25 protein-coding genes and 1 pseudogene are annotated in these 22,413 nt (G+C 38.9%); 16 read left to right on the top strand and 10 right to left on the bottom strand.

Going from position 1 to position 22,413, the window contains the following annotated elements; genetic code table 11:
* Positions 1–116: 116 nt before the first annotated feature.
* From rluB to AAEY62_RS03845, 4 genes are all read right to left on the bottom strand, one after another.
* Entirely contained in the window at positions 117–989 is an 873-nt protein-coding gene (gene rluB, locus AAEY62_RS03860) for a 23S rRNA pseudouridine(2605) synthase RluB (RefSeq protein ID WP_007582584.1), read from the bottom strand.
* Positions 986–1,576 carry an SMC-Scp complex subunit ScpB gene (gene scpB / locus AAEY62_RS03855; protein ID WP_024590449.1) on the bottom strand — a complete coding sequence of 197 codons (591 nt, stop codon included), beginning with the start codon at positions 1,574–1,576 and terminating at the stop codon, positions 986–988. Before scpB ends, rluB begins: the two co-directional genes overlap by 4 nt.
* Before the next feature lie 151 nt (positions 1,577–1,727).
* Positions 1,728–2,249 (bottom strand): EF-hand domain-containing protein, encoded by a 522-nt coding sequence (locus AAEY62_RS03850; RefSeq protein WP_007582579.1) that lies wholly within the window; start codon positions 2,247–2,249, stop codon positions 1,728–1,730.
* Between the two features lie 226 nt (positions 2,250–2,475).
* Positions 2,476–2,907, bottom strand: coding sequence for a hypothetical protein (locus AAEY62_RS03845; RefSeq protein ID WP_007582577.1), 432 nt, complete (start codon positions 2,905–2,907; stop codon positions 2,476–2,478).
* A 240-nt stretch (positions 2,908–3,147) separates the two neighbouring features.
* On the opposite strand from AAEY62_RS03845, the gene xthA reads away from it, so the two are divergent.
* Genes xthA through AAEY62_RS03830 form a run of 3 tightly spaced genes read left to right on the top strand, consistent with a single transcriptional unit; the run spans position 3,148 to position 5,419 of the window.
* Complete coding sequence (gene xthA / locus AAEY62_RS03840) at positions 3,148–3,954, top strand: exodeoxyribonuclease III (RefSeq protein ID WP_010554249.1); 807 nt, start codon at positions 3,148–3,150, stop codon at positions 3,952–3,954.
* A gap of 5 nt (positions 3,955–3,959) precedes the next feature.
* Positions 3,960–4,607, top strand: coding sequence for an energy-coupling factor ABC transporter permease (locus tag AAEY62_RS03835; RefSeq protein WP_024590447.1), 648 nt, complete (start codon positions 3,960–3,962; stop codon positions 4,605–4,607).
* A complete protein-coding gene (locus AAEY62_RS03830) occupies positions 4,604–5,419 on the top strand; it encodes a putative RNA methyltransferase (RefSeq protein WP_024590446.1) in 816 nt (271 codons plus the stop codon). The genes AAEY62_RS03835 and AAEY62_RS03830 overlap by 4 nt, the downstream gene beginning before the upstream one ends.
* Here the strand turns inward: AAEY62_RS03830 and yfbV are convergent.
* A complete protein-coding gene (gene yfbV, locus AAEY62_RS03825) occupies positions 5,416–5,862 on the bottom strand; it encodes a terminus macrodomain insulation protein YfbV (RefSeq protein ID WP_024590445.1) in 447 nt (148 codons plus the stop codon). The genes AAEY62_RS03830 and yfbV overlap by 4 nt on opposite strands.
* Before the next feature lie 284 nt (positions 5,863–6,146).
* On the opposite strand from yfbV, the gene AAEY62_RS03820 reads away from it, so the two are divergent.
* From AAEY62_RS03820 to AAEY62_RS03790, 7 genes and pseudogenes are all read left to right on the top strand, one after another.
* Entirely contained in the window at positions 6,147–7,361 is a 1,215-nt protein-coding gene (locus tag AAEY62_RS03820) for an acetate kinase (protein ID WP_350634610.1), read from the top strand.
* A gap of 1 nt (position 7,362) precedes the next feature.
* Positions 7,363–9,522, top strand: a pseudogene (gene pta / locus AAEY62_RS03815) (phosphate acetyltransferase).
* Between the two features lie 226 nt (positions 9,523–9,748).
* Positions 9,749–10,135 (top strand): ACT domain-containing protein, encoded by a 387-nt coding sequence (locus AAEY62_RS03810; protein ID WP_007582563.1) that lies wholly within the window; start codon positions 9,749–9,751, stop codon positions 10,133–10,135.
* A 3-nt stretch (positions 10,136–10,138) separates the two neighbouring features.
* Positions 10,139–10,636: a PTS glucose transporter subunit IIA gene (locus tag AAEY62_RS03805; protein WP_101216738.1), complete on the top strand. Its 498-nt coding sequence runs from the start codon at positions 10,139–10,141 to the stop codon at positions 10,634–10,636.
* Positions 10,637–10,640: 4 nt separating this feature from the next.
* Positions 10,641–10,985 (top strand): ArsC family reductase, encoded by a 345-nt coding sequence (locus AAEY62_RS03800; RefSeq protein WP_024590441.1) that lies wholly within the window; start codon positions 10,641–10,643, stop codon positions 10,983–10,985.
* Positions 10,985–12,115: a succinyl-diaminopimelate desuccinylase gene (dapE, locus tag AAEY62_RS03795; RefSeq protein WP_350634609.1), complete on the top strand. Its 1,131-nt coding sequence runs from the start codon at positions 10,985–10,987 to the stop codon at positions 12,113–12,115. The genes AAEY62_RS03800 and dapE overlap by 1 nt, the downstream gene beginning before the upstream one ends.
* Entirely contained in the window at positions 12,115–12,801 is a 687-nt protein-coding gene (locus AAEY62_RS03790) for a M15 family metallopeptidase (RefSeq protein ID WP_101216736.1), read from the top strand. Before dapE ends, AAEY62_RS03790 begins: the two co-directional genes overlap by 1 nt.
* Before the next feature lie 19 nt (positions 12,802–12,820).
* Here the strand turns inward: AAEY62_RS03790 and AAEY62_RS03785 are convergent, their stop codons facing one another.
* A complete protein-coding gene (locus tag AAEY62_RS03785; protein WP_101216735.1) occupies positions 12,821–13,690 on the bottom strand; it encodes a DMT family transporter in 870 nt (289 codons plus the stop codon).
* Between the two features lie 515 nt (positions 13,691–14,205).
* Between AAEY62_RS03785 and AAEY62_RS03780 the strand changes: the two genes are divergently transcribed.
* The 4 genes from AAEY62_RS03780 to AAEY62_RS03765 all read left to right on the top strand — a co-directional run bounded on the left by AAEY62_RS03780 (position 14,206) and on the right by AAEY62_RS03765 (position 17,282).
* Entirely contained in the window at positions 14,206–15,570 is a 1,365-nt protein-coding gene (locus AAEY62_RS03780; RefSeq protein ID WP_350634608.1) for a COG3014 family protein, read from the top strand.
* A gap of 8 nt (positions 15,571–15,578) precedes the next feature.
* Positions 15,579–16,004 carry a YcfL family putative periplasmic lipoprotein gene (locus AAEY62_RS03775; RefSeq protein WP_007582549.1) on the top strand — a complete coding sequence of 142 codons (426 nt, stop codon included), beginning with the start codon at positions 15,579–15,581 and terminating at the stop codon, positions 16,002–16,004.
* An 11-nt stretch (positions 16,005–16,015) separates the two neighbouring features.
* Positions 16,016–16,636, top strand: a complete 621-nt coding sequence (lpoB, locus tag AAEY62_RS03770; RefSeq protein ID WP_007375407.1) for a penicillin-binding protein activator LpoB — start codon at positions 16,016–16,018, stop codon at positions 16,634–16,636.
* Positions 16,637–16,814: 178 nt separating this feature from the next.
* The gene (locus tag AAEY62_RS03765; protein ID WP_008134100.1) at positions 16,815–17,282 is read left to right on the top strand and encodes an outer membrane lipoprotein; all 468 of its coding nucleotides are present in this window, start codon (positions 16,815–16,817) and stop codon (positions 17,280–17,282) included.
* Positions 17,283–17,355: 73 nt separating this feature from the next.
* Here AAEY62_RS03765 and AAEY62_RS03760 read toward each other — a convergent pair whose 3' ends face one another.
* Together AAEY62_RS03760 and AAEY62_RS03755 are read right to left on the bottom strand one after the other, a co-directional pair.
* Positions 17,356–18,573: a pyridoxal phosphate-dependent aminotransferase gene (locus tag AAEY62_RS03760; RefSeq protein ID WP_024608138.1), complete on the bottom strand. Its 1,218-nt coding sequence runs from the start codon at positions 18,571–18,573 to the stop codon at positions 17,356–17,358.
* Between the two features lie 105 nt (positions 18,574–18,678).
* Entirely contained in the window at positions 18,679–19,023 is a 345-nt protein-coding gene (locus AAEY62_RS03755) for an Hpt domain-containing protein (RefSeq protein WP_002959674.1), read from the bottom strand.
* A 137-nt stretch (positions 19,024–19,160) separates the two neighbouring features.
* Here AAEY62_RS03755 and AAEY62_RS03750 point away from each other — a divergent pair, with 137 nt between their 5' ends.
* Both AAEY62_RS03750 and AAEY62_RS03745 read left to right on the top strand, forming a co-directional pair.
* The gene (locus tag AAEY62_RS03750) at positions 19,161–19,757 is read left to right on the top strand and encodes a tRNA-uridine aminocarboxypropyltransferase (RefSeq protein ID WP_350634607.1); all 597 of its coding nucleotides are present in this window, start codon (positions 19,161–19,163) and stop codon (positions 19,755–19,757) included.
* A 24-nt stretch (positions 19,758–19,781) separates the two neighbouring features.
* A complete protein-coding gene (locus AAEY62_RS03745; RefSeq protein ID WP_350634613.1) occupies positions 19,782–20,567 on the top strand; it encodes a CLCA_X family protein in 786 nt (261 codons plus the stop codon).
* 16 nt (positions 20,568–20,583) lie between these two features.
* On the opposite strand, the gene dcd is transcribed toward AAEY62_RS03745, so the two are convergent.
* Positions 20,584–21,168, bottom strand: a complete 585-nt coding sequence (gene dcd / locus AAEY62_RS03740; RefSeq protein ID WP_007582539.1) for a dCTP deaminase — start codon at positions 21,166–21,168, stop codon at positions 20,584–20,586.
* 6 nt (positions 21,169–21,174) lie between these two features.
* Positions 21,175–22,251 (bottom strand): iron-sulfur cluster carrier protein ApbC, encoded by a 1,077-nt coding sequence (apbC, locus tag AAEY62_RS03735; protein ID WP_350634606.1) that lies wholly within the window; start codon positions 22,249–22,251, stop codon positions 21,175–21,177.
* Positions 22,252–22,413 lie beyond the last annotated feature (162 nt).

Genomic DNA, 22,413 nt, shown 5'->3' with positions numbered 1-22,413 from the left:
CCAAAAGTAGGACCGTTCGAATTTCAAAAACTCGGTACACCATTAAGTCAAAGCATGCTTAACTGAATGGTGTTAGCAATTAGCGGCTTTTTTGTGTTCAATAAATAACTAATTGATTATTTACGTTTAGTCGGCTTAACACGCTGATTGTGTTTTTTAACTGCTTTACGAATTTGGTTGATTTTAGCGCGTTTATCTTTGCGTTTTTCAGGCATAACAGAAAGCTTAGTTTGTGTTTCGCGGCCTAATTTAACGGTTTTACGCAAGTAGTTTACTGTTTCTAAATCATACTCCATCCAACCACCTTGTGGCACGCGCTTATCAAGCTCTAGTTTACCGTAACGAATACGAATAAGACGAGATACTTCCGCATCTTGAGACTGCCATAAACGACGAACTTCACGGTTACGCCCTTCATTTAACGTTACGTTAAACCAACGGTTAACGCCTTCGCCACCCATAGGGGTTACAGTCGTGAATTTGGCTGGACCATCTTCAAGCTCAACACCACGTAGTAAGTTTTTAACCGTTTCATTGGTTACTTCACCAAATACACGTGCAGAGTATTCACGCTCTACTTCATAGCTTGGGTGCATTAAACGGTTTGCTAGTTCACCATCGTTTGTAAAAAGCATTAAACCCGATGTATTGACGTCTAATCGACCAACCGCAATCCAGCGATCGCCATCAATACGAGGAAGTCGGTCAAATACAGTACGACGCCCTTCAGGATCTTTACGTGTGCTTAACTCACCTTCTGGTTTGTTATACATAATCACACGACAGATTCGGTCTGCTTTTTCTTCGATTTTTACACTGTGTCCGTCAACACGAATCAAATCGGTTTCTTCAACACGGTCACCTAACTTTGCCACTTTACCGTTTACACTAACGCGGTTTGCGTCAATGTATTTTTCCATTTCACGGCGTGAGCCTACGCCTGCACGGGCTAAGACTTTTTGTAACTTTTCACCTTGTATAATACTCATTCGGATGGTTCTCTCACAGAAGGATCGCTCAATAACTGGTTAATTTTACTTTGCTGCTCTGTTGGCAACGCAGGTAAATTTTCAAGTCCAGTTAACGAAAAATAATCTAAAAATTGCTTAGTAGTTGCATATAAAGCCGGCTTTCCCGGAACCTCTTTATGCCCTACCACTTTAACCCACTCTCTTTCGAGTAAGGTTTTAATAATATTCGAACCCGTAGTAACACCTCTTACTTGCTCAATTTCGCCGCGTGTAATGGGCTGCCTGTATGCAATAAGTGATAATGTTTCCAGTAAAGCACGCGAGTATTTTGGTGCGCGTTCTTGCCACAAGTTATTTAACCAAGGGCTTAAACTACTGCATGCCTGAAACCGATACCCACTACCCACTTCAACTAAGCGAATACCACGAGTTTGAAAATGTTCTTGTATTGTATCTATTGCGTCATTTATTCGTGCCATAGAAATAGCTAAATCTATTAATACGATGTCTTTGAGGTGGCGTTTACTAACAGGCTTATCTGCAACAAAAATAGCTGCTTCAATGATCTCAACTAGTTGTTCATCACTAATTCGCCGACCCGCCATACACACTCTTAACAAATAAAAATACACAGCCATCTATTATGACAGAACAACACCAAACTAGGAAAATATATCTATCAAATAACTAAATTTAAAACACAAAAAAGCCAGTGACTAGCACTGGCTTTAATCTTACTTACTAAAATGGTAACTATTAGTTACTTTTAAAAGCTTCTAATGCATCATCTTCAGCTACTGCGTTACCGTATTTTTTAATGTAACCCATAAACTCGCTTTTACTGATGCGCTTATCTTGGTTTTTATCCATGTAACCAAAATGATTTGAAATATCATCATCGTTACCTTCAACTACCGAGATATAGCCATTGCTGTCGTTATCTAAGCTTGAAAAACTGCTTTCAATTTTATCGAATTTAGCAATTTCAGCTTTAAATGCCGACTCACTTACTTCAGAATCAGTGGCTACTTTGCCATTATTAAGCTTCATATAAGTGTTAAATTCTTTGCGGCTAATTTCGTTATCCATATTGGTATCAATATTTGAAAAATGGCCCCAAATGCTATCGTCATCAGCTTCAACTTTTGAGATGTAGCCATCGCTATCATTATCTAAACTTGCAAAGTCACTGTCTATTCTTTCAAGACCTTGATTAGATGAACAAGCCGCTAGGCTTAATGATGCTAAAATAGTGGCTGCTAATGTTAACTTTTTCATAAGACGTATCCTTCGTAATTAATTAAATGTCACTTTAACTAATACAAATCCAATGCCAATAATAGTTAACTTATAATAATCAATAACTTAATCTCGGTCGGTATATTTATTAAACAGTTTCAATAAGTTAAGCTTGCAAGCTTTGCAAACAACCTTGTAATTTTTGCAAAAAAATGCCCGGTAAAAACCAGGCATTTCAATTTTACTTATATAGTTAAGCTAACAATTAGATTGCTGCGTTTTGGTAGCGTTTAACAAACTCAGTAACGTTTTGACCATTACATTTTAATGAGTTTAGGTTACCAATTTTTTGACGAACAGGTGCTAAACCTTGTTTTAAAGCCGTCATACATAATTGAGTTTCTTGTTGGGCGTCTTTTGCAAATACTTCTACTTTCTCAACTGATGCGTTGCTTAATGTCGTTTTTTTAGCAATATCACGAATATCTTCACCATTACATAAAATGCTTTTAGAAAAACGAGATAGGTAAACACCGTGCTGGGCAGCTTCTTTACGAGCAACGCTAAAGCCTTCGTTTGCACTTAGTACACATAACTTAGACTCAATTTTGTTATCTTGGCTAAAGTAAGTATTGCTTTGAGCTGACGCAGTTGCAGATGCTAGTAAAGCAGTGGCTAAAAGTAGTTGAGTTTTCATGAGAGATCCTATTTGAACGAGCTAAAAAAGTGAATTTCGCGCACTATATATTCAATAAAGTTAAGTTCAATTGAATTTTTTATTTATTTAAATAATTAATATTGTATTCACAATGTTTAAACTTTACTCATCATTTGATCAACATTTGCGCAGCTATTATCTCAATTCAGTCATGTTATGTACGCGTATTTACTGATACAATTTAATCTATTAAATAGAACCAATTTTAAGGTAAATTTTATGAAAGTGATTTCTTTCAATATCAATGGTCTGCGTGCTCGTCTTCACCAATTACAAGCAATTATCGACAAACATCAACCAGACGTTATTGGCTTGCAAGAGATTAAAGTTCACGACGAAGCATTCCCATTAGAAGATGTACAAAAAATGGGATATCACGTCTACTTTCATGGTCAAAAAGCGCATTATGGCGTAGCTATGTTATGCAAAAAAGAGCCTAAATCGGTCTTAAAAGGTTTTGCCACCGATACAGATGAATCGCAAAAACGCATGATAAGCGTCACTGTTGAACAAGAAAACGGTCGCGACCTTACTGTCATGAATGGCTATTTCCCACAAGGTGATAATATTAATCACGAAACTAAATTCCCTTATAAACGTCAATTTTATAAAGATTTAATGACACACCTTGAAACCAATCACACACCCGATCAAGACGTCATCGTTATGGGTGATATCAACATATCACCTACCGATTTAGATATTGGTATTGGCGACGTAAATGCTAAACGTTGGTTAAAAACGGGTAAATGTTCTTTTCAACCGGTAGAGCGTGAATGGCTTGCAACATTACTTAATTGGGGTTTTAAAGACACCTTTAGAGAGCAAAACCCCGAAACAGACGATCAATACTCGTGGTTTGACTATCGCTCTAAAGGGTTTGTAGATAATCGAGGACTTCGTATAGATGTAGTGCTTGCAACCAATGAGCTTGCAGCACGCTGCATAGATACAGGTATTGATTACGAACTTCGCGGTATTGAAAAACCGTCAGATCATGCCCCTATATGGTCAACATTTAAGTAATTATTATGCTAAGCCTAACAATACAGGGGCTACTTTGGGCTCTTGTAATTATTATTGCTCTATTAAGCTTTGATAAAAAAACATATAAAACATTGCTTAGTACGCCCGTCCGTCAAACTAGCGTACTTGCGTGTGCGTTAGTGTTTGCAGTGCTTTGGCGAATAAAGGCTGGCATTTTAACTGGCCTTGATTTACACATCCTAGGTGTTACGGCTGCTACATTAATTTTAGGCTGGCGATTGACTATTTTAAGTAGCCTACTTGCCACAGCCCTACTCGCTGCCTTTGGTCAAATTGAACTTGAGCTGTTACCAGTACAACTGCTTATTGGTGCGTTTATTCCTATTTTATTGAGCTATCTTGGCTTTATAATTAGTTACCAATATTTACCTCGTCATTTTTTTGTTTATATATTTGTTTGTGCGTTTATAACCGCAGGATTTATAGCCTGTATAAAAATAAGCCTAGGTGCTTTATTTTACTTAGCTATAGGGCAATACAATTGGCAAGAACTTGCAGATAACTACGTTTATTTAAGTGCCATAATTTGGTTTCCTGAAGCAATGCTCAACGGCATGGCTATAACAATTATGATCACCTATCGCCCGCATTGGGTAAAAACTTTTTACGATAAGGACTACCTAGGCTCATGAGTCTTGAATATCAATGCCCGCTGTGTAACCTAGCACTTTTGAAAACTGATTCAACACTTCGTTGTGCTAACAACCACAGCTTTGATTTTGCTAAAGAAGGCTATGTTAATTTACTGCCTGTGCAACAGAAAAATTCAAAACAACCGGGTGATTCACTTGAAATGGTACAAGCCAGACGCGCATTTTTAGAGCGTGGTTATTATGGCTTCTTACAACGAAATCTTAGCGATATAATTAGTAATATAAGTGCGAATACTATTATTGATTTAGGATGCGGTGAAGGGTTTTATACCCAAGCAATCGCAAATAAAACAAATGCTGTTGTATACGGTGTCGACATTTCAAAATCAGCGGTTAAATATGCAGCTAAGCGCTACCCTAATTGCCAATTTAGTGTGGCATCAATCAGCCAAGCGCCCTTTAAAAGCCAATTTGCTGATGTACTTGTAAGTGTATTTGCACCTTTGTTTGAGCAAGAGCTTGAACGCCTAGCAAATCAAAACGCAATATTAGTGGTTGCAAGCCCAGGACCCTGTCATTTAAAAGAGCTAAAATCGTATATATATTCAGAAGTAAACGAACATACTGAAATAGCCACTCCAAAAGGGTTTCAAAAATCAGAGCAGATCCTTTTAACAGAGCATGTAGCGCTTAGCTTTACTGATATTAAAAACTTAATAATGATGACGCCATTTGCATGGAAATTTAGACCCGAGCACTGGACAGCACTCGAAGAAAAAGGTGAACACACTGTCACCTTATCGTTTTATATTACTCAGTTTACCAAAATAGATAATGATGTAACTCTCTAAAACTGCTCTTTAGTAAACGCCCTGTCCATTTTATCAAACATATCTTTAAGTAAATTGGCAAGCTCCATATAACGGGGCTTGTTATCACTTAACTGCGTTTGATATCCATTAGCAGCCATTTTAGTGTACAGCTCGTTATACCATTTTTGCATCGCAGGCTCTAAAGGCGTTTGCGCTCGCTTACCTAACCAAAACAAGCCTTGTAATGGTAGAGATATAAAAAATAATGCACTCGCAATGGCTTGTGGTAAAAAATCAGAACCTAAGTAATTTAGCTGAAAAAACAATGTTAGCATGGCTAATATTGGCATTACTGTAATGGCAAGCTCAGTCGCTCTAATTACTCTAAACTCTAAAAACAAAGGCGCAAGCTCTTTGCGCATTGGCCATTTTTTACCATACAAACGGCCAGTTTGTAGTTGTGACATCACACTTTTTTGCATCATGACTCCTCACAGATACTGCTTTTAAATACAATGGAAAAACGAGCTATACGCAAAGTGTAACACAAAATGAAAGAGTTACACTTTCTCAGTAAAACAGCTTAAATTTACCTTTTAATGGCGAACAATCCTAACTTAAACATCTTAATTAAGGTAAAGTATTTAACATTGCGTTAACCACTTTGCAGTTGAACACTCAATTGTTTTAGCTTTATTTAATACCGTAAGTGTAACGATTACGTACTAACGTTTACTTACTAAATTTGTTTATGGAAATTGAATCTATGCCAACAACCTCTCCTGAATCACAACACGTTTTAGTTTTAAATTGTGGTAGCTCTAGCTTAAAGTTTGCCATTATTGATGCGAACGATGGTCACGAAATCATTTCAGGTCTTGCTGAACGCTTAGGCGCTAAAGCACCCTCTATTAAATACAAATTTAATGGTACTAAAACAGTTATCGACTTAGCGGCTAATCAAGCACATGCTGAGGCTATAAATACGCTTGTAAGCTTAATAAAAGATCACAACTTAGACGAGCAACTTATCGCAGTGGGCCATCGTGTTGTACATGGCGGCGAGCACTTTACGCGATCGGTATTGATTGACGAAAAAGTAATTGCAGGCATTACACAGTCGGCAACGCTTGCGCCGCTTCATGGGCACGCTAATTTACTAGGTATATCGTCGGCGCAGGCATCGTTTGAAGGTTTGCCACAAGTCGCGGTGTTTGATACTGCATTTCACCAAACTATGAATGAAGTTGCCTTTCTTTACGCTCTTCCATATAAGTTGTACACCGAGTTTGGTGTTAGGCGTTATGGTTTTCACGGCACAAGTCATTTTTATGTTGCAGGGCAAACAGCAAAGTTACTTGAGCAACCTATCGAGCAAAGCAATTTTATTAGTGCCCACTTAGGCAACGGCTGTTCTGTATGCGCTATTAAAAATGGTAAGAGTGTTGATACCAGCATGGGACTAACGCCTCTAGAGGGGCTGATAATGGGCACACGTAGCGGCGATATTGACCCTGGTTTATTTAACTTTTTAACCACTCAACTTGATTACACAGCCCAGCAAATTGATAACCTACTAAATCAAAAAAGTGGCTTGTTAGGTATTAGCGAGCTTTCTAACGATTGCCGTACCATTGAAGAAGCCGCTTTGGCCGGGAATAAAAAAGCGATACTCGCAATTGAAATGTTTTGCTACCGACTTTCAAAACAAATCGCGGCGTATATGGTGCCATTACAGCGCCTTGATGCTGTTATATTTACTGGTGGTATTGGTGAAAACTCAGATATTATTCGTGAAAAAGTAATTACACAACTTGCCTTTTTAGGTATTAATTGTAATCCGCAAGCCAACCTCAATGCGCGCTTTGGTCAAGAAGGCGTTATTAGCTGTAAAAATTCACACGTCAAAGCAGTAGTAATGCCAACTAATGAAGAATGGGTTATTGCCCTTGATGCTGCAAATATTGTAAAGGAGCTTTAATATGGCACGTCGTATTATGTTAATTCCTGTTTCTACCGGTGTGGGTTTAACGTCGGTATCAGTTGGTTTAGTGCGTGCACTTGAACAAAAAACAGTTAAAGTTAACTTTTTTAAACCAATAGCTCAGCCACGTTCAGGTGAAACAGGCCCTGAAAAATCAACGCAAATAGTCACTCAAGGCTCACCTATTAACCCACCAATGCCTTTTGCACTTGATTATGCTGAGCAAATGATTGGCGACGGTAAAGGTGATGACCTACTAGAGGAAATTGTTGAACGCTTTGAAAGTAAAATAAACGACGACGAAGTCGCTATTATTGAAGGTATGGTACCTACTCGTCGCCAACCTTATGCTGGGCGTGTAAACCGCGAAATTGCGCAAACACTCGGCGCCGAAATTGTATTTGTACTTACCCCAGGTAATTACACCATTACTCAAATAGAAGACCGCCTTGAAATTGCAGCAGGTAACTACGGTGGTATCGATCATCCTCGCGTACTGGGCTGTATTTTTAATAAAGTAAATGCGCCACTTGATGAAGAAGGTCGTGCACGCGCCGATTTAGTCGATGCCTATAAACCTGAAGAGCTTGAAAACGAGTTAAATCGTTTAGCCTCCCTGCCTATTTTTAAAAAAAATCCGTTTATGTTACTTGGTGCAATCCCGTGGGATTTTGACTTAGTAGCCCCGCGCGTAAAAGACTTAAGCGCATACTTAAAAGCCACGATTATTAACGAAGGCGATATGCTTCATCGTCGTCTGCGCCGTATTACTTTTTGTGCTCGTACGGTTTCAAATATTTTAAATTATTTTACGCCAGGCGCTTTATTAGTAACACCGGGCGATCGCTCTGACATACTTGTTGCTGCGTGCTTATCTGCTATGAACGGCACTAAACTTGGCGCTATATTACTCACCGGTGGTTTTGAGCCAGAGCCACGTATTATGGCCTTGTGTGAGCAAGCCATGCAAACCGGCTTACCAATACTCGCAACCGATTCAGACACGTGGCGTACATCATTACTACTGCATAACTTTAATATGGAAGTACCAAATGATGATGACCAACGTATTGAAAAAGTAAAAGATCACAACGCAGAGCATATCAATTCAAGCTGGCTAGATACTCTAGCTAAAAGTGTAGGTAAAACTCGTAAGTTATCACCACCCGCATTTCGTTACTTACTTACCACTAAAGCGCGTAAAGCAGGTAAAACCGTGGTTCTACCAGAAGGTAATGAACCTCGTACAATTAAAGCGGCTGCTATTTGTGGTCAACGCGGAATTGCTAAGACTATATTACTAGGCGATCGCGAAGAAATAATGCGCATTGCACAGCAGCAAGGTATTGAGCTAAACGAACATGTAAGTATTATCGAGCCAAAAAGTATTATTAATGATTATATTGCGCCTATGGTCGAAATTCGTAAAAGCAAAGGCCTAACTGCCGTAGTAGCACAAGAGTAACTACAAGATAACGTCGTACTGGGTACAATGATGCTTGAGCAAGGTAAAGTAGACGGTTTAGTATCGGGTGCAGTAAACACTACGGCAAATACAATTCGCCCACCACTGCAATTAATTAAAACAGCACCAGGGTCATCACTAGTATCATCTGTATTTTTTATGCTACTGCCTGACCAAGTATTAGTTTACGGTGACTGTGCGATTAACCCAGACCCAAATGCTGAACAACTTGCAGACATAGCGATTCAATCTGCCGACTCTGCAGCTGCATTTGGCATAGAGCCGCGTGTTGCCATGATCAGCTACAGCACGGGCACTTCTGGTACAGGTGCCGATGTTGAAAAAGTACGTGAAGCCACAAAAATAGCAAAACAAAAACGTCCTGATTTAATTATCGACGGCCCACTACAATACGATGCCGCTATAATGGAAAACGTAGCACTTAAAAAAGCACCTAACAGCCCTGTAGCCGGTAAAGCGACCGTATTTATATTCCCAGATTTAAATACGGGTAATACCACGTATAAAGCAGTACAACGTAGTGCCGACTTGATAAGTATTGGCCCTATGCTGCAAGGTATGCGTAAACCTGTGAACGATTTAAGCCGTGGTGCATTAGTTGATGATATTGTGTATACAATCGCCTTAACTGCCATTCAGGCAGCTCAAGCAGAAGCGCTAATTACTCATTAAACGTAACGTGTGCTTTTTATAGCCTAGCTATTATTTATTTAATAATTAACTAGTTAGGTTATTTATACCCTGCAACCCCCATACTTATCCACAGAAATTGTGGGTAAGTTTTTACCCCCTTCTTTTATCTACTTATTTACTGCTGAGTTAGTCGTTGTTACACCTTTAATTTAAAGCCAATAATCTATACTATAAAGCTATCAATATTGCTGTTCGCAGGCTTTTAATGTCAAAACAAACATTACAATTACACAGCACCATTTTATCTATACACAGTTTAGATGTAGATGCCGACATACCTGCGGCACTTTTAAAGCAATCTTTGTTTTTTATTTCTAAAACCCATGATGAACTTTCAATTGTATGCCCAAGCGATTTTGAAGTAAAAAGCCTGGATACCGAACCCGACTGGCAAGCTTTAGAGGTTGTAGGTCCACTTGGCTTTTCGTTAACCGGAATTATGGCTAATATTTCAGGGGTATTAGCGCGCGCTAAAATTTCTATCTTTTCAATCTCAACCTACGATACTGATTATATTCTCATAAAAAAACACACTGCAGAAAATGCTATTTCCGCTTTAAAAAAAGAGGGTTATAACGTGGTGGTAAATTAACTTATGAAAGCTCAAAAAATTGACTATTTAGCTCAAAATAAAACGCCTCTTAATGCAATAAATATTACCAGCCCATTTACAGGTAAAGTAATTGAACTGAAAGAGCACCCAGAACCTTTTTTTCGTTTTGGCACTCTGGGCCCTGGTATTATGGTGCAACTAACAAGTCATAAAATTTTAGCACCGTTTGATGGAACTTTATTACAAGTAAAAAATGCAGGTACTGAGTTTATTCTACAAGCTAATAATGGTCTAAAAGCCTTAATTAACTTAACTATTTTTGATTCGCAATCAATTACGCATACCCATATTGCGCAACTCAATGGTAGCAAAATATGCAAAGGTCAACGCCTTGCTTATTTTGATTTACGAGAACTTGATACTCCAATGCTTGCTAGTTTAATTTTACTAAACGGCCATAACCTTGGCACATTTCATTACTCGCATTCGCATGTAAATGCGGGTGAAGACACACTATTAACTATTATTAAGAAGAACTAGATTTATGATCACTCTATACGGCATTAGCAACTGCGATACGATAAAAAAAGCTAAAAAACATTTAACCGATAACAACATCGAATTTACGTTTCATGACTACCGAAAAGATGGCGTAAATGAGCAAATGGTGAGTGATTTTGCAGACAAGCTCGATTGGGAACAACTCGTTAATAAACGTGGAACAACTTATCGCGCATTAACTGATGAGCAAAAACAGAGTCTAACTAAAGAAAGTGCTATCCCATTGTTGGTTGAACAACCTGCCATGATCAAACGTCCAGTACTGGTAAACAATGGCAGTTACCATTTAGGTTTTAAAGCAGCCCAATACGACGAGATTTTTAAATAATGACTAATGACGTAATTCAACTCGCCCAAGCGCTAATCCAACGCGAATCGGTAACGCCCGAAGATGCTGGCTGCCAACAAATGATGAACGATCGCCTTGCTGCGGTTGGTTTTAATATAGAATCATTATTTTTTACCGACACACTTAATACTTGGGCTCGAAAAGGCACACAATCGCCGCACTTTTGTTTTGCTGGTCACACCGACGTTGTACCAACAGGCCCTAAAAAAAATTGGCAACACCCGCCGTTTTCAGGATTAATAAAAGACGGCCTATTACACGGGCGTGGTGCTGCCGATATGAAAGGCTCATTAGCCGCAATGCTTGTAGCAACAGAGCGTTTTGTTACTAAACATCCAGATCATAAAGGCTCTATTTCTTTTTTAATCACTTCTGACGAAGAAGGACCGTTTATAAACGGCACAACACGTGTAATAGATACACTAGAAGCCCGTGGTGAAAAAATAGATATGTGCCTAGTAGGCGAACCCTCATCACGAGATGTATTAGGCGATGTTGTTAAAAATGGCCGAAGAGGCTCACTTACCGCTTACCTAACGGTTAAAGGCGTACAAGGTCATGTTGCCTACCCACATTTAGCACAAAACCCAATTCATCTAGCAACGCCTGCACTTACTGAGCTTAGCCAAACGGTGTGGGATAACGGCAACGAATACTTCCCCGCCACCAGCTTTCAAATTTCGAATATTAATGGTGGCACGGGTGCGGGTAATGTGATCCCGGGTGAACTAGAAGTACAGTTTAACTTTAGATTTAGCACGCAAGTAACGCATGAGCAATTACAGCAACGTGTAAATGACATTCTACAAAAGCATGACTTAAATTATGAATTAAGCTGGATAGTAAATGGCTTACCTTTTATTACCGAGCACGGCCCGCTTGTTGATGCCACAGTTAAAGCGATTAAATCAGTAACCGGCTTAACACCCAATTTAGAAACCACTGGCGGCACATCTGACGGTCGTTTTATTGCACAAACTGGCGCTAAAGTAATTGAACTTGGCCCACGTAACGCCACTATTCATAAAGTAGATGAATGCGTAAGTACCGATGATTTAATAGCCCTTACCGACATTTACGAGCAAATATTAGAGCAACTTTTAGCATAATGGATGTTACTCAACCCACATCGATAATGTGTATCACAGGGCAAAGTGATACACATTTAACTGATATACAAAATCATCGCTTGCACAGCGCTATTATTAGCGACTTTTTAGCGCTGCAAAGTGCAGCACAAAAAGCGGGATTTGAGCTTACTATTGCATCAAGCTTTCGCGATTTTGATCGTCAATCAATTATTTGGAATAATAAGTTTTTAGGGATTCGACCTGTTTTCAATAAACAGCAAGAGATTGTAGATTTAACTAAATTAAATGATGTAGATAAATGCATAGCAATAATGCTCTACTCTGCATTACCTGGGGCAAGCAGGCACCATTTAGGCACCGATTTAGACGTGTTTGATAAAGCTGCGGTAAGTGATGATTATAAACTACAGCTAACACCTGATGAATACCTGCAAGGTGGGCCGTTTGCGCCTTTAAGTAATTGGCTTGATACTAACTTAGATAAATTTGGCTTTTATCGCCCTTACCAGCATGATTTAGGTGGTGTCGCACCTGAGCTTTGGCATATAAGCCATATTAAGCAATCGCAATTATTAGTGAATAAGCTTAGCGAACAAGTACTTTTTGAATGCATAAAAAACAGTGAACTACAGGGTAAGCAGGCAATACTTGATAACTTACCCGCTATTTATACACGCTTTGTAACGAACGTTAGTCCGCCATAAAGAACTTGTTTAAGTGGTATCACACCTTCTTTTTATTTAAGATAAATACCAGCACAGCGCCTAATATTAATGAGCTTGCTACAATAAATTCCATTGTTACCTGCTCTGATAAAAACAAAACCCCTGCAATGGCAGCTAGTACAGGTACACAAAGCTGCACAACAGCAGCTTGGGTACTTTTAAGCAGTGGCATAGCCACATACCAAACACTGTAACCAATTCCAGAAGCTATCGCACCCGAGGCACACGCAAGCAAAACCCCTTCAATACTCATATTTTTTAAATAACTCATACCAACAAGTAATAAAACAGGGATAGCCACTAAGCTTCTTATAAAGTTAAACCCGGTAGTACGCAGTGGCGATACGCACACTTTACCGCGAATACTGTAAATACCCCATGCCACACCACTGAGTGCCATAAGTGATGCACCTAATAATGACGGTACAGCAGCAGATGGCAGCATTAGATATACAAACCCACCTAGCGCTACTATAAACGCGCACCACTGAAGCACACTCAACTGCTCTTTTTGATATATGCCCCAGCCAATCATAGTGAGTTGCACGGCTGAAAACAAAATCAATGCACCGGTGCCTGTATCCAGCTCTACGTATGCAATCGAAAAACAAAGTGCATAAACTAAAAGGCTTATACTGCTTCGCCAGCTTCCTTTATCACTTAAAATAGCGGGGTTAAATGTGCCTTTTCGTTTTAAATTATGAGTATAGATAGCCATTATAATACCCAAACACGCAGCACCACTGAGTAAGCGAATAACTGTAAAGTTCCAAGCATCTATATAGCCTTCGGCTAAAGCCATTCTGCAAAAAAGAGAGTTTGCAGCAAACGCAATTAAAGCAATGATTGTGTACAACGTAGCTTTCAAAAAAATTCCTTAGCAATAAAAACAAATTACAGCGTTATTTCAATTAATTAACTAATTAACCTACTAAGCTCAAAACATTGTCATAAGCGCCAATAAAACAGCTTACTGAGCAGCACATTTAAACAGGATTGGTATAACTGTGCAAAGAGAGTATTTAGTTTTAATAAATTAGATCATTTATACTCAAACCTTAGCCGCATTTGCAAAATACGGTGTCTACAACACAAGATATCCTTTTAGTATTTTTCGTATACGACTTAGTGAGTAGCAATTACTTCATTTAAAAAATTCATTTATCGTTACGCTTTAGGGATCATTGTATTCAATAAGACCAATAAAGTACCTTAAGCATTTCAATATTGTTACCCAACAAGAAAATTCACACTTTGTTCACCAATGTCATTTTATATTTCTTTATTAGCAGGCAGTTTTACTCTACGATTTTTTACAATATTTCACACATTTAGCTAAAAACAATATGTTAATGTATACAGGTGAATTGAGAGGAGTGCGCAGTGCGCCTAAGTATAATTTTAAGCTTTTGTTGTATTTTAAGTGGGTGTAGCACAATGGGCTTTAATGACCTATTTAATGACTATGCCACGCAAATGACACCAATAAGAAATGCGATCGAGAAAAATAACATCGAAGAAGCGCAATCCCTTATTGCCGATAATAGCACCATGCACAGCAGCTACTTACTCAACCAACTTGAGCAAGCTCGCTTAAACGACTTAGCCAATACGCCACAAGAGGCACAAAGTAAATTTGAGAACGTGTATACGCAAATGCAAAAAAAACGTGAAGCCGCCAAAATACAAGTAAGTGCGGGGCTTGAGCAAAGCAATGCGTTATTTACTAACGACTCAGCCATAACTTATGTGCCACCGGCTTACGAAATGAGTATGCTTCATAGTTATAAAGCACTTAACTACGTGTATAAAAATGATGTAGAAGGCGCTTTGGTCGAAATTCGCCGCGCTAATAAAGTACAAGTTGATGCACTAAGCGAAAATAAAACAGATGGCGACTCAACAGTTAAGGAAGCGCAGCAGCACTACCCTAGCATGGGCAATGTGACCAGAGATGTAAAAAATGGCTTTCAAAATGCCTACACATTTTATTTATCTGCTTTGCTTTACCAAAGTGCTAAACAGTATGACGATGCTTATATTGATTATAAAAAAGCACTGGCTATACAACCTAACAATATTTATTTACAGCAGGACGTAATGCGCCTTGCTAAAAAACAAGGGTTTGACCAAGACCTAAGCGAATTTAAAAAACGTTTTAGTGATGCACCCACTATTTCTGCAACACAAGGCGAAGTAATTGTTTTATTTGAACAAGGCTTAGTACCAAAACAAGATGAATTTAAACTGCGCTTACCAATTTATTCATCACGCGGCGATGCACGCTTTTACAGCCTTGCAATGCCAGTATATAAAGATAATGCCTATGTGCACCGCCTTAATAATATAAACATAGATGCACAAAGCTTAGAGCTGAGCCCATTAGTACACATTGAAGCTCTTGCAGCAAAAACATTAGAAGATCAAATACCTGCAAAAGTAGCTCGCCAAGTACTTAGATTAGTAGCTAAAGAGAAAGTGCGTGCAGAACTTGCTCGCAGTGCCGGTGATGTAGGTAACATACTTGCTAATATTTATAATTTGGCGTCTGAGCAAGCTGATACACGTAGCTGGCTTACACTTCCAAATCAAATAAGTGTTGCAAGGCAAAGCCTAAATACAGGTGAGCATTCTCTGCATATAGGCACACAAGCACCTATAAATTTTACCGTTAGTAAGCAAGGGTTAACGTTAATTTACTTAACCTCCGCTAATAACTACTTTAATTACCACGTAGTTCAACTTTAGGAGCCATCATGAAATACATAGCGCCATTATTAGCAGTTTTAATGCTCAGTGCATGTTCCAGCAAACCGGTTACATCGGGTATTTCTGTTGAACAAAATAAAAACCAGTTTAATGAGCAATTACGTGTAGATAACCCAGAGCTTGGTAAAAAGCTGGCCATTACTGATGTGAAAACACGTCAAACCAACCAGTTAACCGATGTAGTAGTGACACTTTCGAGCCAGTATAAAAAATCACAATATTTGCAGTATCAGTTTAATTGGTTTGATAAAGACGGCTTTGTTATTAAAGGCAATCATTCACCTTGGCAAGCACTCACCTTATTTGGTTTTGCAAAAACACAATTACCGGGCTTAGCACCGAGCTCTGATGCGGTTACCTTTTCTTTAGCAGTAAGAGAAGTGTCTACCGAATCACAAGAATTTAAAGATTAAAGGAAACAACCATGATAATCAGTAACAAATTTAAAACAGCATCAACTTACGCTTTAGTTGGCCTAAGCGCTTTAGTATTAAGTGGCTGTGCTAATAAAGCCGTAGTAAGTTATGGCGATGCACAAGCAGTAGAAACAACAGATATTAATTTTGGTTCTACCGACTTACAAAAAGTAGCGAGCCAAATGACCGACTCATTACTCAGCTCACCTGTTGTTGGCACAATGACCGCTAATAAACGCCCTGTAGTATTTGTTGAGCGTATTAAAAATAAAACCAGCGAGCACATTGATACAGAATCAATCACCGATTCAATCTCAACACAAATGCTACGCAGCGGTAAGTTCCGTTTTGTAGATATGACCCGTGTTGAGTCAGTACGTGAGCAATTAACGTTTCAAAATGAAGATGCTCTTGTTAACCCTGCAACAGCCGTTGCATTTGGTAAACAAATTGGTGCGCAATATATGTTATATGGAAACTTATCAAGTATTGTTAAATCAAATGCCGATAAATCAGACGTATACTATAAATTTACAATGCGTTTAATGGATATGGAAAGCGGCCTAGTTGAGTGGGCCGACGAAACTGAAATTCGTAAAACGAAAGAAAAATCAACCTTTGGCTGGTAGCTAATACCAATCTGCTTATATATGGGGTCTATTTAACGTTAAGAAAATTACGCTAGTACTAGGCAAAAATTTTTGTATCTAGTTGTTCAAAATAAAAAATTTTTAACGACGTTATAGCGCAATTTAATTCGTTAAATTGATCAAAGATTTATGCAGGTTGGTATAAAAGGAGCAAGTTATGAAAGCAATTACTGTAATTATGTGCGCTTTACTTACAATAAGCGCGCCTACGTTTGCTAAATACGAGCGCAATAAAGCAGTCCCTGTGCAGCAAGTTTTATTTGGTGACGTAAAATCGGTACGCAATATTACCGAGCAAGAAATCATTCAAGACAAAAACAACGGCTGGAAAACCTTTGGCGGTGCATTACTCGGTGGCGTAGTAGGCAACCAGTTTGGTGGTGGTAGCGGCCGTACAGTAGCAACAATATTAGGTTCGGTAATTGGCGGCAGTGTTGCACATAATAGGCAGCAGCAAAGTCATTATCAGCAAAATCACTTTGTAGAGTTATTAATACAAGTTGAAAATGGCGACCAGTTTATGGTTGTTCAAGATCAGGACCAATCAATGCGCTTTAGCAAAGGCGATAACGTAAGATTAGTGTACTTGAACGACAACACAGTGCGTGTAGATAAAGCGTATTAAATAGTTATGTCTATTGACGTTTAAAACAAAAACGAGCCAAATTTGGCTCGTTTTTTTATTATTTTTTTAATAACTATACTTGGCGATAGTCTTTAAAAAAGCGCTTCATTTTTAACATCGCATCGGATAAATCATCTTTGCTTGGTAAAAATACCAACCTAAAATGATCCGGCTCGGGCCAATTAAACGCCCTGCCATGTACAAGTAATATTTTTTCGGCTTTTAGCAAATCGTACATCATCTTTTCATCATCTTTAACGTTAAAAAGTGCTGTATCAACTTTAGCAAACGCATAGAGCGCGCCTTTAGGTTTTTTACAACTAATGCCTTCAATAGCATTTAATCCACGCCATGCAATATCACGCTGCTCATATAAGCGCCCACCCGGGTTTATTAGACTATCAATTGATTGCACGCCACCCAACGCCTGTTGAATTGCATATTGTGCAGGTACATTTGCGCACAAACGCATAGATGAAAGTATTTCTAGGCCTTTGCGTAAATCATCCATTACCGAGGTACGACCGCTCAAAACCATCCACCCCATTCTCAGCCCCGCTGCACGGTATGTTTTTGCTAAACCATTAAAAGTAATAATAGGCACATCGTCGCAAAGTGAGCCGATTGAAGTATGCGTTATACCATCGTATAAAATCTTCTCGTAAATTTCATCGCTCAATAACAGTAATTTGTGTTCGCGTGCGATATCGATTAATTGCATTAACAAGTCGTCGCTATAAACCGCACCGGTTGGATTATTAGGGTTAATTAATACCAATGCTTTTGTTTTTGAAGTGATTTTACTTTTTATATCTGCAATGTCCGGAAACCAATCTTGCTCTTCATCACATAAATAATGTACCGGATTACCACCCGATAACGTGACCGAAGCAGTCCAAAGTGGATAATCTGGAGCAGGAATAAGCACTTCGTCGCCATTATTTAATAGCGCTTGGGTGATCATCTGAATAAGTTCGCTTACGCCATTACCAATATAAATGTTATCTACATCTAAATTATGTAATCCACGTTGTTGGTAGTGTTGATAAATAGCCACGCGGGCTGAATAGAGGCCTTTAGAGTCACAGTAACCTTGGGCTGAATATAAGTTGCGGATAATATCGCGGTGCATGTCCTCTGGCATATCAAAACCGAAGGCGGCCGGATTACCTATATTTAATTTTAATACTTTTTGACCTTCGTCTTCCATTTTTTTAGCTTGTGCTAAAACCGGCCCACGAATGTCATAACATACACCTTCTAATTTGTGACTCTTTTTAATATCAGACATTTTTACCTCGACTAGTGAATCTTTAGACTAACCTAGTAAAGGCATAAAATGCCAGTGTATTTAAGCGCTTAATACTGAAATAAATTCACGTTTCAGTTTCAATAATTAACGAGATGCTAACCATTCATTTAGCTTAGCTTGAGAGCCTGTTACTTGAGCCATTAAGCTATTAGATGCGTCGATGGCTTCAGCTAAGTTATCTAGGTTTAAATTTTGTTCAATAACGCGAGATACCTCAGCAAGGCTTGAAGCCCCAAACTGCGCTGCGTTAGATTTTAAGCTGTGAGAGTGGCGAATAGCCGCTTCTTTGTCTTTACCAATGGTTGCTAAAACTTCTGAGCCTAAACGTTCAAACTCTGAGCAGCAAAAATCAAGTGTATCAGCAAACTGCTCACCCAATAACGATTCCATACTCTCTAATGCTGATGTATCTATATTTATTTCTGTCATATTTTAAGCCCTTGAAACAATCCATGTAAATTACAGTTTAATAGTACTACTTTATATTGATGCGTAAAAAAAACCAACTTAATTACCTTATAAATGTATAATTATGAAGATCATACTGGCAACAAAAAGTTTATTAAATGGCACGCACACTTTGTAATCATTGTAACTTTGCACTAAACACCTGTATTTGCAGCGCAATTACAAACATAAACAACAACGTTACGGTTATTATTCTACAGCACCCAAGCGAAGAAAAAATAGCAAAAAATACCGCTAAGCTACTCAATTTATGTCTAACTGATTGCCAAATAATCAAAGGTGAAAATAATGATGACTTTACTATTCTTAAATCACTGCCAGTAAGCTCAACTGTTTTGCTCTACCCTAACGAACATGCTGTAAATTTAGACGATAGCGCTGAGCAATCTAATATAAAAAACATCACCCATTTAATCGTGGTTGATGGTACATGGAAAAAAGCCTACAAAATTTTGCAGCTCACCACATTGCTAAATCAATTCAAAACGGTCAGTTTTAAACAGTTACCTAAAAATCGTTATGCTATTCGTAAAGCCCCTAGGGCCGACAGCCTATCCACACTTGAAGCCTTAGCGCATAGTTTGTTTTTAATAGAGCAGTTAAATCCTGCACCACTTTATAATGTGCTTGATGAATTAATACAAAAACAAACCCAACACATGCCCGAGCACGTAAAAGCACGTTACTTAGATTAAATTCGTTACTATATGAAACTTGCAATGCGTAACTACCCTAACAGGCTAAAACGTGGCTTTACTCGCCAAGGCCCCGACTATCGCTTTGACGACCAAGTCGACTTTAGCGATATAAGAGATACCTTTGGCTTTAGGTCAATGGTCGTCGGTAAATGGGTAACTAAAGAAGAGCGCTACATTAGCGCTAATTTAATTTACGATGCACTGGCCGACCTTGCACAAATACTGCATTTACCGCCCAAAGCTATTGGTCTTCGTGGCAAACTTAATTTTGCATTTGGTCATGGCGGTCAAAAAGGTGTACAAGCGCATTATAATGCAGCCTCTCAAACGCTTGCCCTTGCAAAAAATGCAGGCGGTGGTGCACTTGCTCACGAATGGTTTCATGCGTTTGATCATCATATAAGCGAGCATTTATTTGCAGCAAAACCACGATTTGGTTTTGCCTCCAAATTATGGCTTTCAAACACGCCTAATTTATCGCACCCACTTAATAATGCTTTGAACAGTTTTTATAAAAATGTATTTTTAGATGAGCACGGCGTTGATGCAAATAGCTTTGTACAAACATGCATAGAACACGATAAGGCTCACAATATGAATTATATGAGTATGCCAGAGGAGTTAGCAGCACGTTGTTTTGAAGCCTGTATTGAACGGCATTCAAGTATAAAAAATAGCTTTTTGGTAGGCGGCTTACAAAGTAGTAATTTAATATACCCAAATATTGAGCATATTAATAAAGCAAATGAAGCGCTTAACCAGTACTTTGAACTACTGGGTTATGCGCTTCATAAGATAGACGAGTAAAGTCTATATTTGGTGATTACTTATCGTCACTAATACGACTTGCTACTGCGCTGTTTTGATCTTTATATTTGGCATCTTTACGGATGTTGTATGGGTTTTCGCATGGACCTGATAGCATTTCAAAGCTCATAGCACCAATTTTCATCAGTGGGCGAAGCGCCAGTGGTAATTTACCTGAGTTGTAAAACTCTAACACAATATTACCACTCCAACCTGGGTCTATTCGGTGCGCCGTTACATGCACCATTAAACCTAAACGCGCAAGCGATGAGCGTCCATCTAGCCACCCTACTATGTCTGCTGGCAGAGTTACTTTTTCGTGTGTTATAGCAAGTGCAAGCTCGCCTGGGTGTAAAAAGAATGCTTCACCTTCATCAAGCACTATTTCTTCACTCATGATTGATTCCATGGCTTTATTTAACTGATCTTTTGGGCCACTTAAATCAACGTATGCTGCGTTGTGCGCATTAAAGGTTCTAAATTTATTACCTAAACGTAAATCTGCAGTAACACCTGAAATCATATCGCTTGTTGGCGCAGGCTCAATAACAATGCGACCATCGCTTAGGTATTCATTAATATGTGTGTCTGAAAGTCTCATTATTTACTAATCTTCTGTAATCACAATTTCAATCGCATTGTGATGCTGTTGATAATAGAGCGTGCTGGCTATAAGCCTCGCTGCTGCGCTGTATGTTTTGCTTATTGCCGCGTCGTTATCGTTGGCAATAAGTTTTCCTTGCTCAGAATACTCGCGTATATCTATTGCAAGAGGAATATGGCTAAGTACAGGTACGCCGTGCTTGTGCGCAAGTTTTTGTGCGCCGTCTTTACCAAATACGTGGTTAGCTTCACCGCAGTGGCTGCAAATGTAATAACTCATGTTTTCAATTAAGCCCAACACTGGCACGTTTACTTTATTAAACATAGCAATGCCTTTTTGCGCATCGGCAAGGGCTAAGTCTTGCGGCGTAGTGACAATAACAGTGCCGCTCGCGGGTACTTTTTGGCTCATTGTAAGTTGAATATCACCAGTGCCCGGTGGCATATCTACAATTAAGTAATCAAGCTCGCCCCAATCAGTCTCGTTAAGCAATTGGCTAAGTGCGCCTGACGCCATTGGCCCGCGCCATACTGTGGCATCATCGCTTGGGACTAAAAAGCCAATTGACTGCGCTTTAATGCCGTTTGCATCAAAAGGCTGTAGCTGTTTGTTATCTTTAGTGACGGGCTCTGCGCCCACCAAGCCTAAAAGCATTGGAATAGATGGGCCATAAATATCAGCATCTAAAATACCCACCTTTGCGCCTTCGTTTTTAAGGGCGCCCGCCAAGTTAACAGCAGTAGTCGATTTACCTACTCCGCCTTTGCCTGAGGCAATAAGCACAATATGTTTAATCGCCTTAAACTTAGCTGCCTCTTTAATGATAACCTTGGCGCTAATTGTTACAGGCACATTTAAGCTTTCACTTACGTGTTGCTCAACTAAAGGTATTTCTGATTGCCCAGCAAATGGCAGGGTTAATTTAATGTGTAATGATTTATCGTCATTTTGAGTAATAGTATCAATGAAGCTTTCGTCAATACCGACGGCAAAAGCCGCACTACGATATGCCGCTAAGGCAGTAATAATCGGTTGTTTTTGCACCGATTTAGAAGAGAATAGTTTCGACAGTCCAAACATAGCAATTAAATAGCGTTTCTTTGATGAAAAGTGCCACGGAATTATGTAACATTCAGGGCATTAACACCAGTCAATTAATAAAAATCCATAAGCTGTGCGCACTCTAAGCAGATAGCTTGTAGATAAATTAATGATAATTGCCGTTTGTATAATAAAAACGGC

It is taken from the genome of Pseudoalteromonas sp. GW168-MNA-CIBAN-0100 (assembly GCF_040309225.1).
In the GTDB taxonomy this organism is placed as follows: domain Bacteria; phylum Pseudomonadota; class Gammaproteobacteria; order Enterobacterales; family Alteromonadaceae; genus Pseudoalteromonas; species Pseudoalteromonas arctica.
Note: the sequence above shows the minus strand (reverse complement) of the source record. Positions and strands in the feature narration are given on the sequence as shown.

Bases quoted from the DNA above. Each gene is read 5' to 3' on its own strand.
- rluB (WP_007582584.1), bottom strand. From the start codon at position 989: ATGAGTATTATACAAGGTGAAAAGTTACAAAAAGTCTTAGCCCGTGCA.
- scpB (WP_024590449.1), bottom strand. From the start codon at position 1,576: ATGGCGGGTCGGCGAATTAGTGATGAACAACTAGTTGAGATCATTGAA.
- AAEY62_RS03850 (WP_007582579.1), bottom strand. From the start codon at position 2,249: ATGAAAAAGTTAACATTAGCAGCCACTATTTTAGCATCATTAAGCCTA.
- AAEY62_RS03845 (WP_007582577.1), bottom strand. From the start codon at position 2,907: ATGAAAACTCAACTACTTTTAGCCACTGCTTTACTAGCATCTGCAACT.
- xthA (WP_010554249.1), top strand. From the start codon at position 3,148: ATGAAAGTGATTTCTTTCAATATCAATGGTCTGCGTGCTCGTCTTCAC.
- AAEY62_RS03835 (WP_024590447.1), top strand. From the start codon at position 3,960: ATGCTAAGCCTAACAATACAGGGGCTACTTTGGGCTCTTGTAATTATT.
- AAEY62_RS03830 (WP_024590446.1), top strand. From the start codon at position 4,604: ATGAGTCTTGAATATCAATGCCCGCTGTGTAACCTAGCACTTTTGAAA.
- yfbV (WP_024590445.1), bottom strand. From the start codon at position 5,862: ATGCAAAAAAGTGTGATGTCACAACTACAAACTGGCCGTTTGTATGGT.
- AAEY62_RS03820 (WP_350634610.1), top strand. From the start codon at position 6,147: ATGCCAACAACCTCTCCTGAATCACAACACGTTTTAGTTTTAAATTGT.
- AAEY62_RS03810 (WP_007582563.1), top strand. From the start codon at position 9,749: ATGTCAAAACAAACATTACAATTACACAGCACCATTTTATCTATACAC.
- AAEY62_RS03805 (WP_101216738.1), top strand. From the start codon at position 10,139: ATGAAAGCTCAAAAAATTGACTATTTAGCTCAAAATAAAACGCCTCTT.
- AAEY62_RS03800 (WP_024590441.1), top strand. From the start codon at position 10,641: ATGATCACTCTATACGGCATTAGCAACTGCGATACGATAAAAAAAGCT.
- dapE (WP_350634609.1), top strand. From the start codon at position 10,985: ATGACTAATGACGTAATTCAACTCGCCCAAGCGCTAATCCAACGCGAA.
- AAEY62_RS03790 (WP_101216736.1), top strand. From the start codon at position 12,115: ATGGATGTTACTCAACCCACATCGATAATGTGTATCACAGGGCAAAGT.
- AAEY62_RS03775 (WP_007582549.1), top strand. From the start codon at position 15,579: ATGAAATACATAGCGCCATTATTAGCAGTTTTAATGCTCAGTGCATGT.
- lpoB (WP_007375407.1), top strand. From the start codon at position 16,016: ATGATAATCAGTAACAAATTTAAAACAGCATCAACTTACGCTTTAGTT.
- AAEY62_RS03765 (WP_008134100.1), top strand. From the start codon at position 16,815: ATGAAAGCAATTACTGTAATTATGTGCGCTTTACTTACAATAAGCGCG.
- AAEY62_RS03760 (WP_024608138.1), bottom strand. From the start codon at position 18,573: ATGTCTGATATTAAAAAGAGTCACAAATTAGAAGGTGTATGTTATGAC.
- AAEY62_RS03755 (WP_002959674.1), bottom strand. From the start codon at position 19,023: ATGACAGAAATAAATATAGATACATCAGCATTAGAGAGTATGGAATCG.
- AAEY62_RS03750 (WP_350634607.1), top strand. From the start codon at position 19,161: ATGGCACGCACACTTTGTAATCATTGTAACTTTGCACTAAACACCTGT.
- AAEY62_RS03745 (WP_350634613.1), top strand. From the start codon at position 19,782: ATGCGTAACTACCCTAACAGGCTAAAACGTGGCTTTACTCGCCAAGGC.
- dcd (WP_007582539.1), bottom strand. From the start codon at position 21,168: ATGAGACTTTCAGACACACATATTAATGAATACCTAAGCGATGGTCGC.
- apbC (WP_350634606.1), bottom strand. From the start codon at position 22,251: ATGTTTGGACTGTCGAAACTATTCTCTTCTAAATCGGTGCAAAAACAA.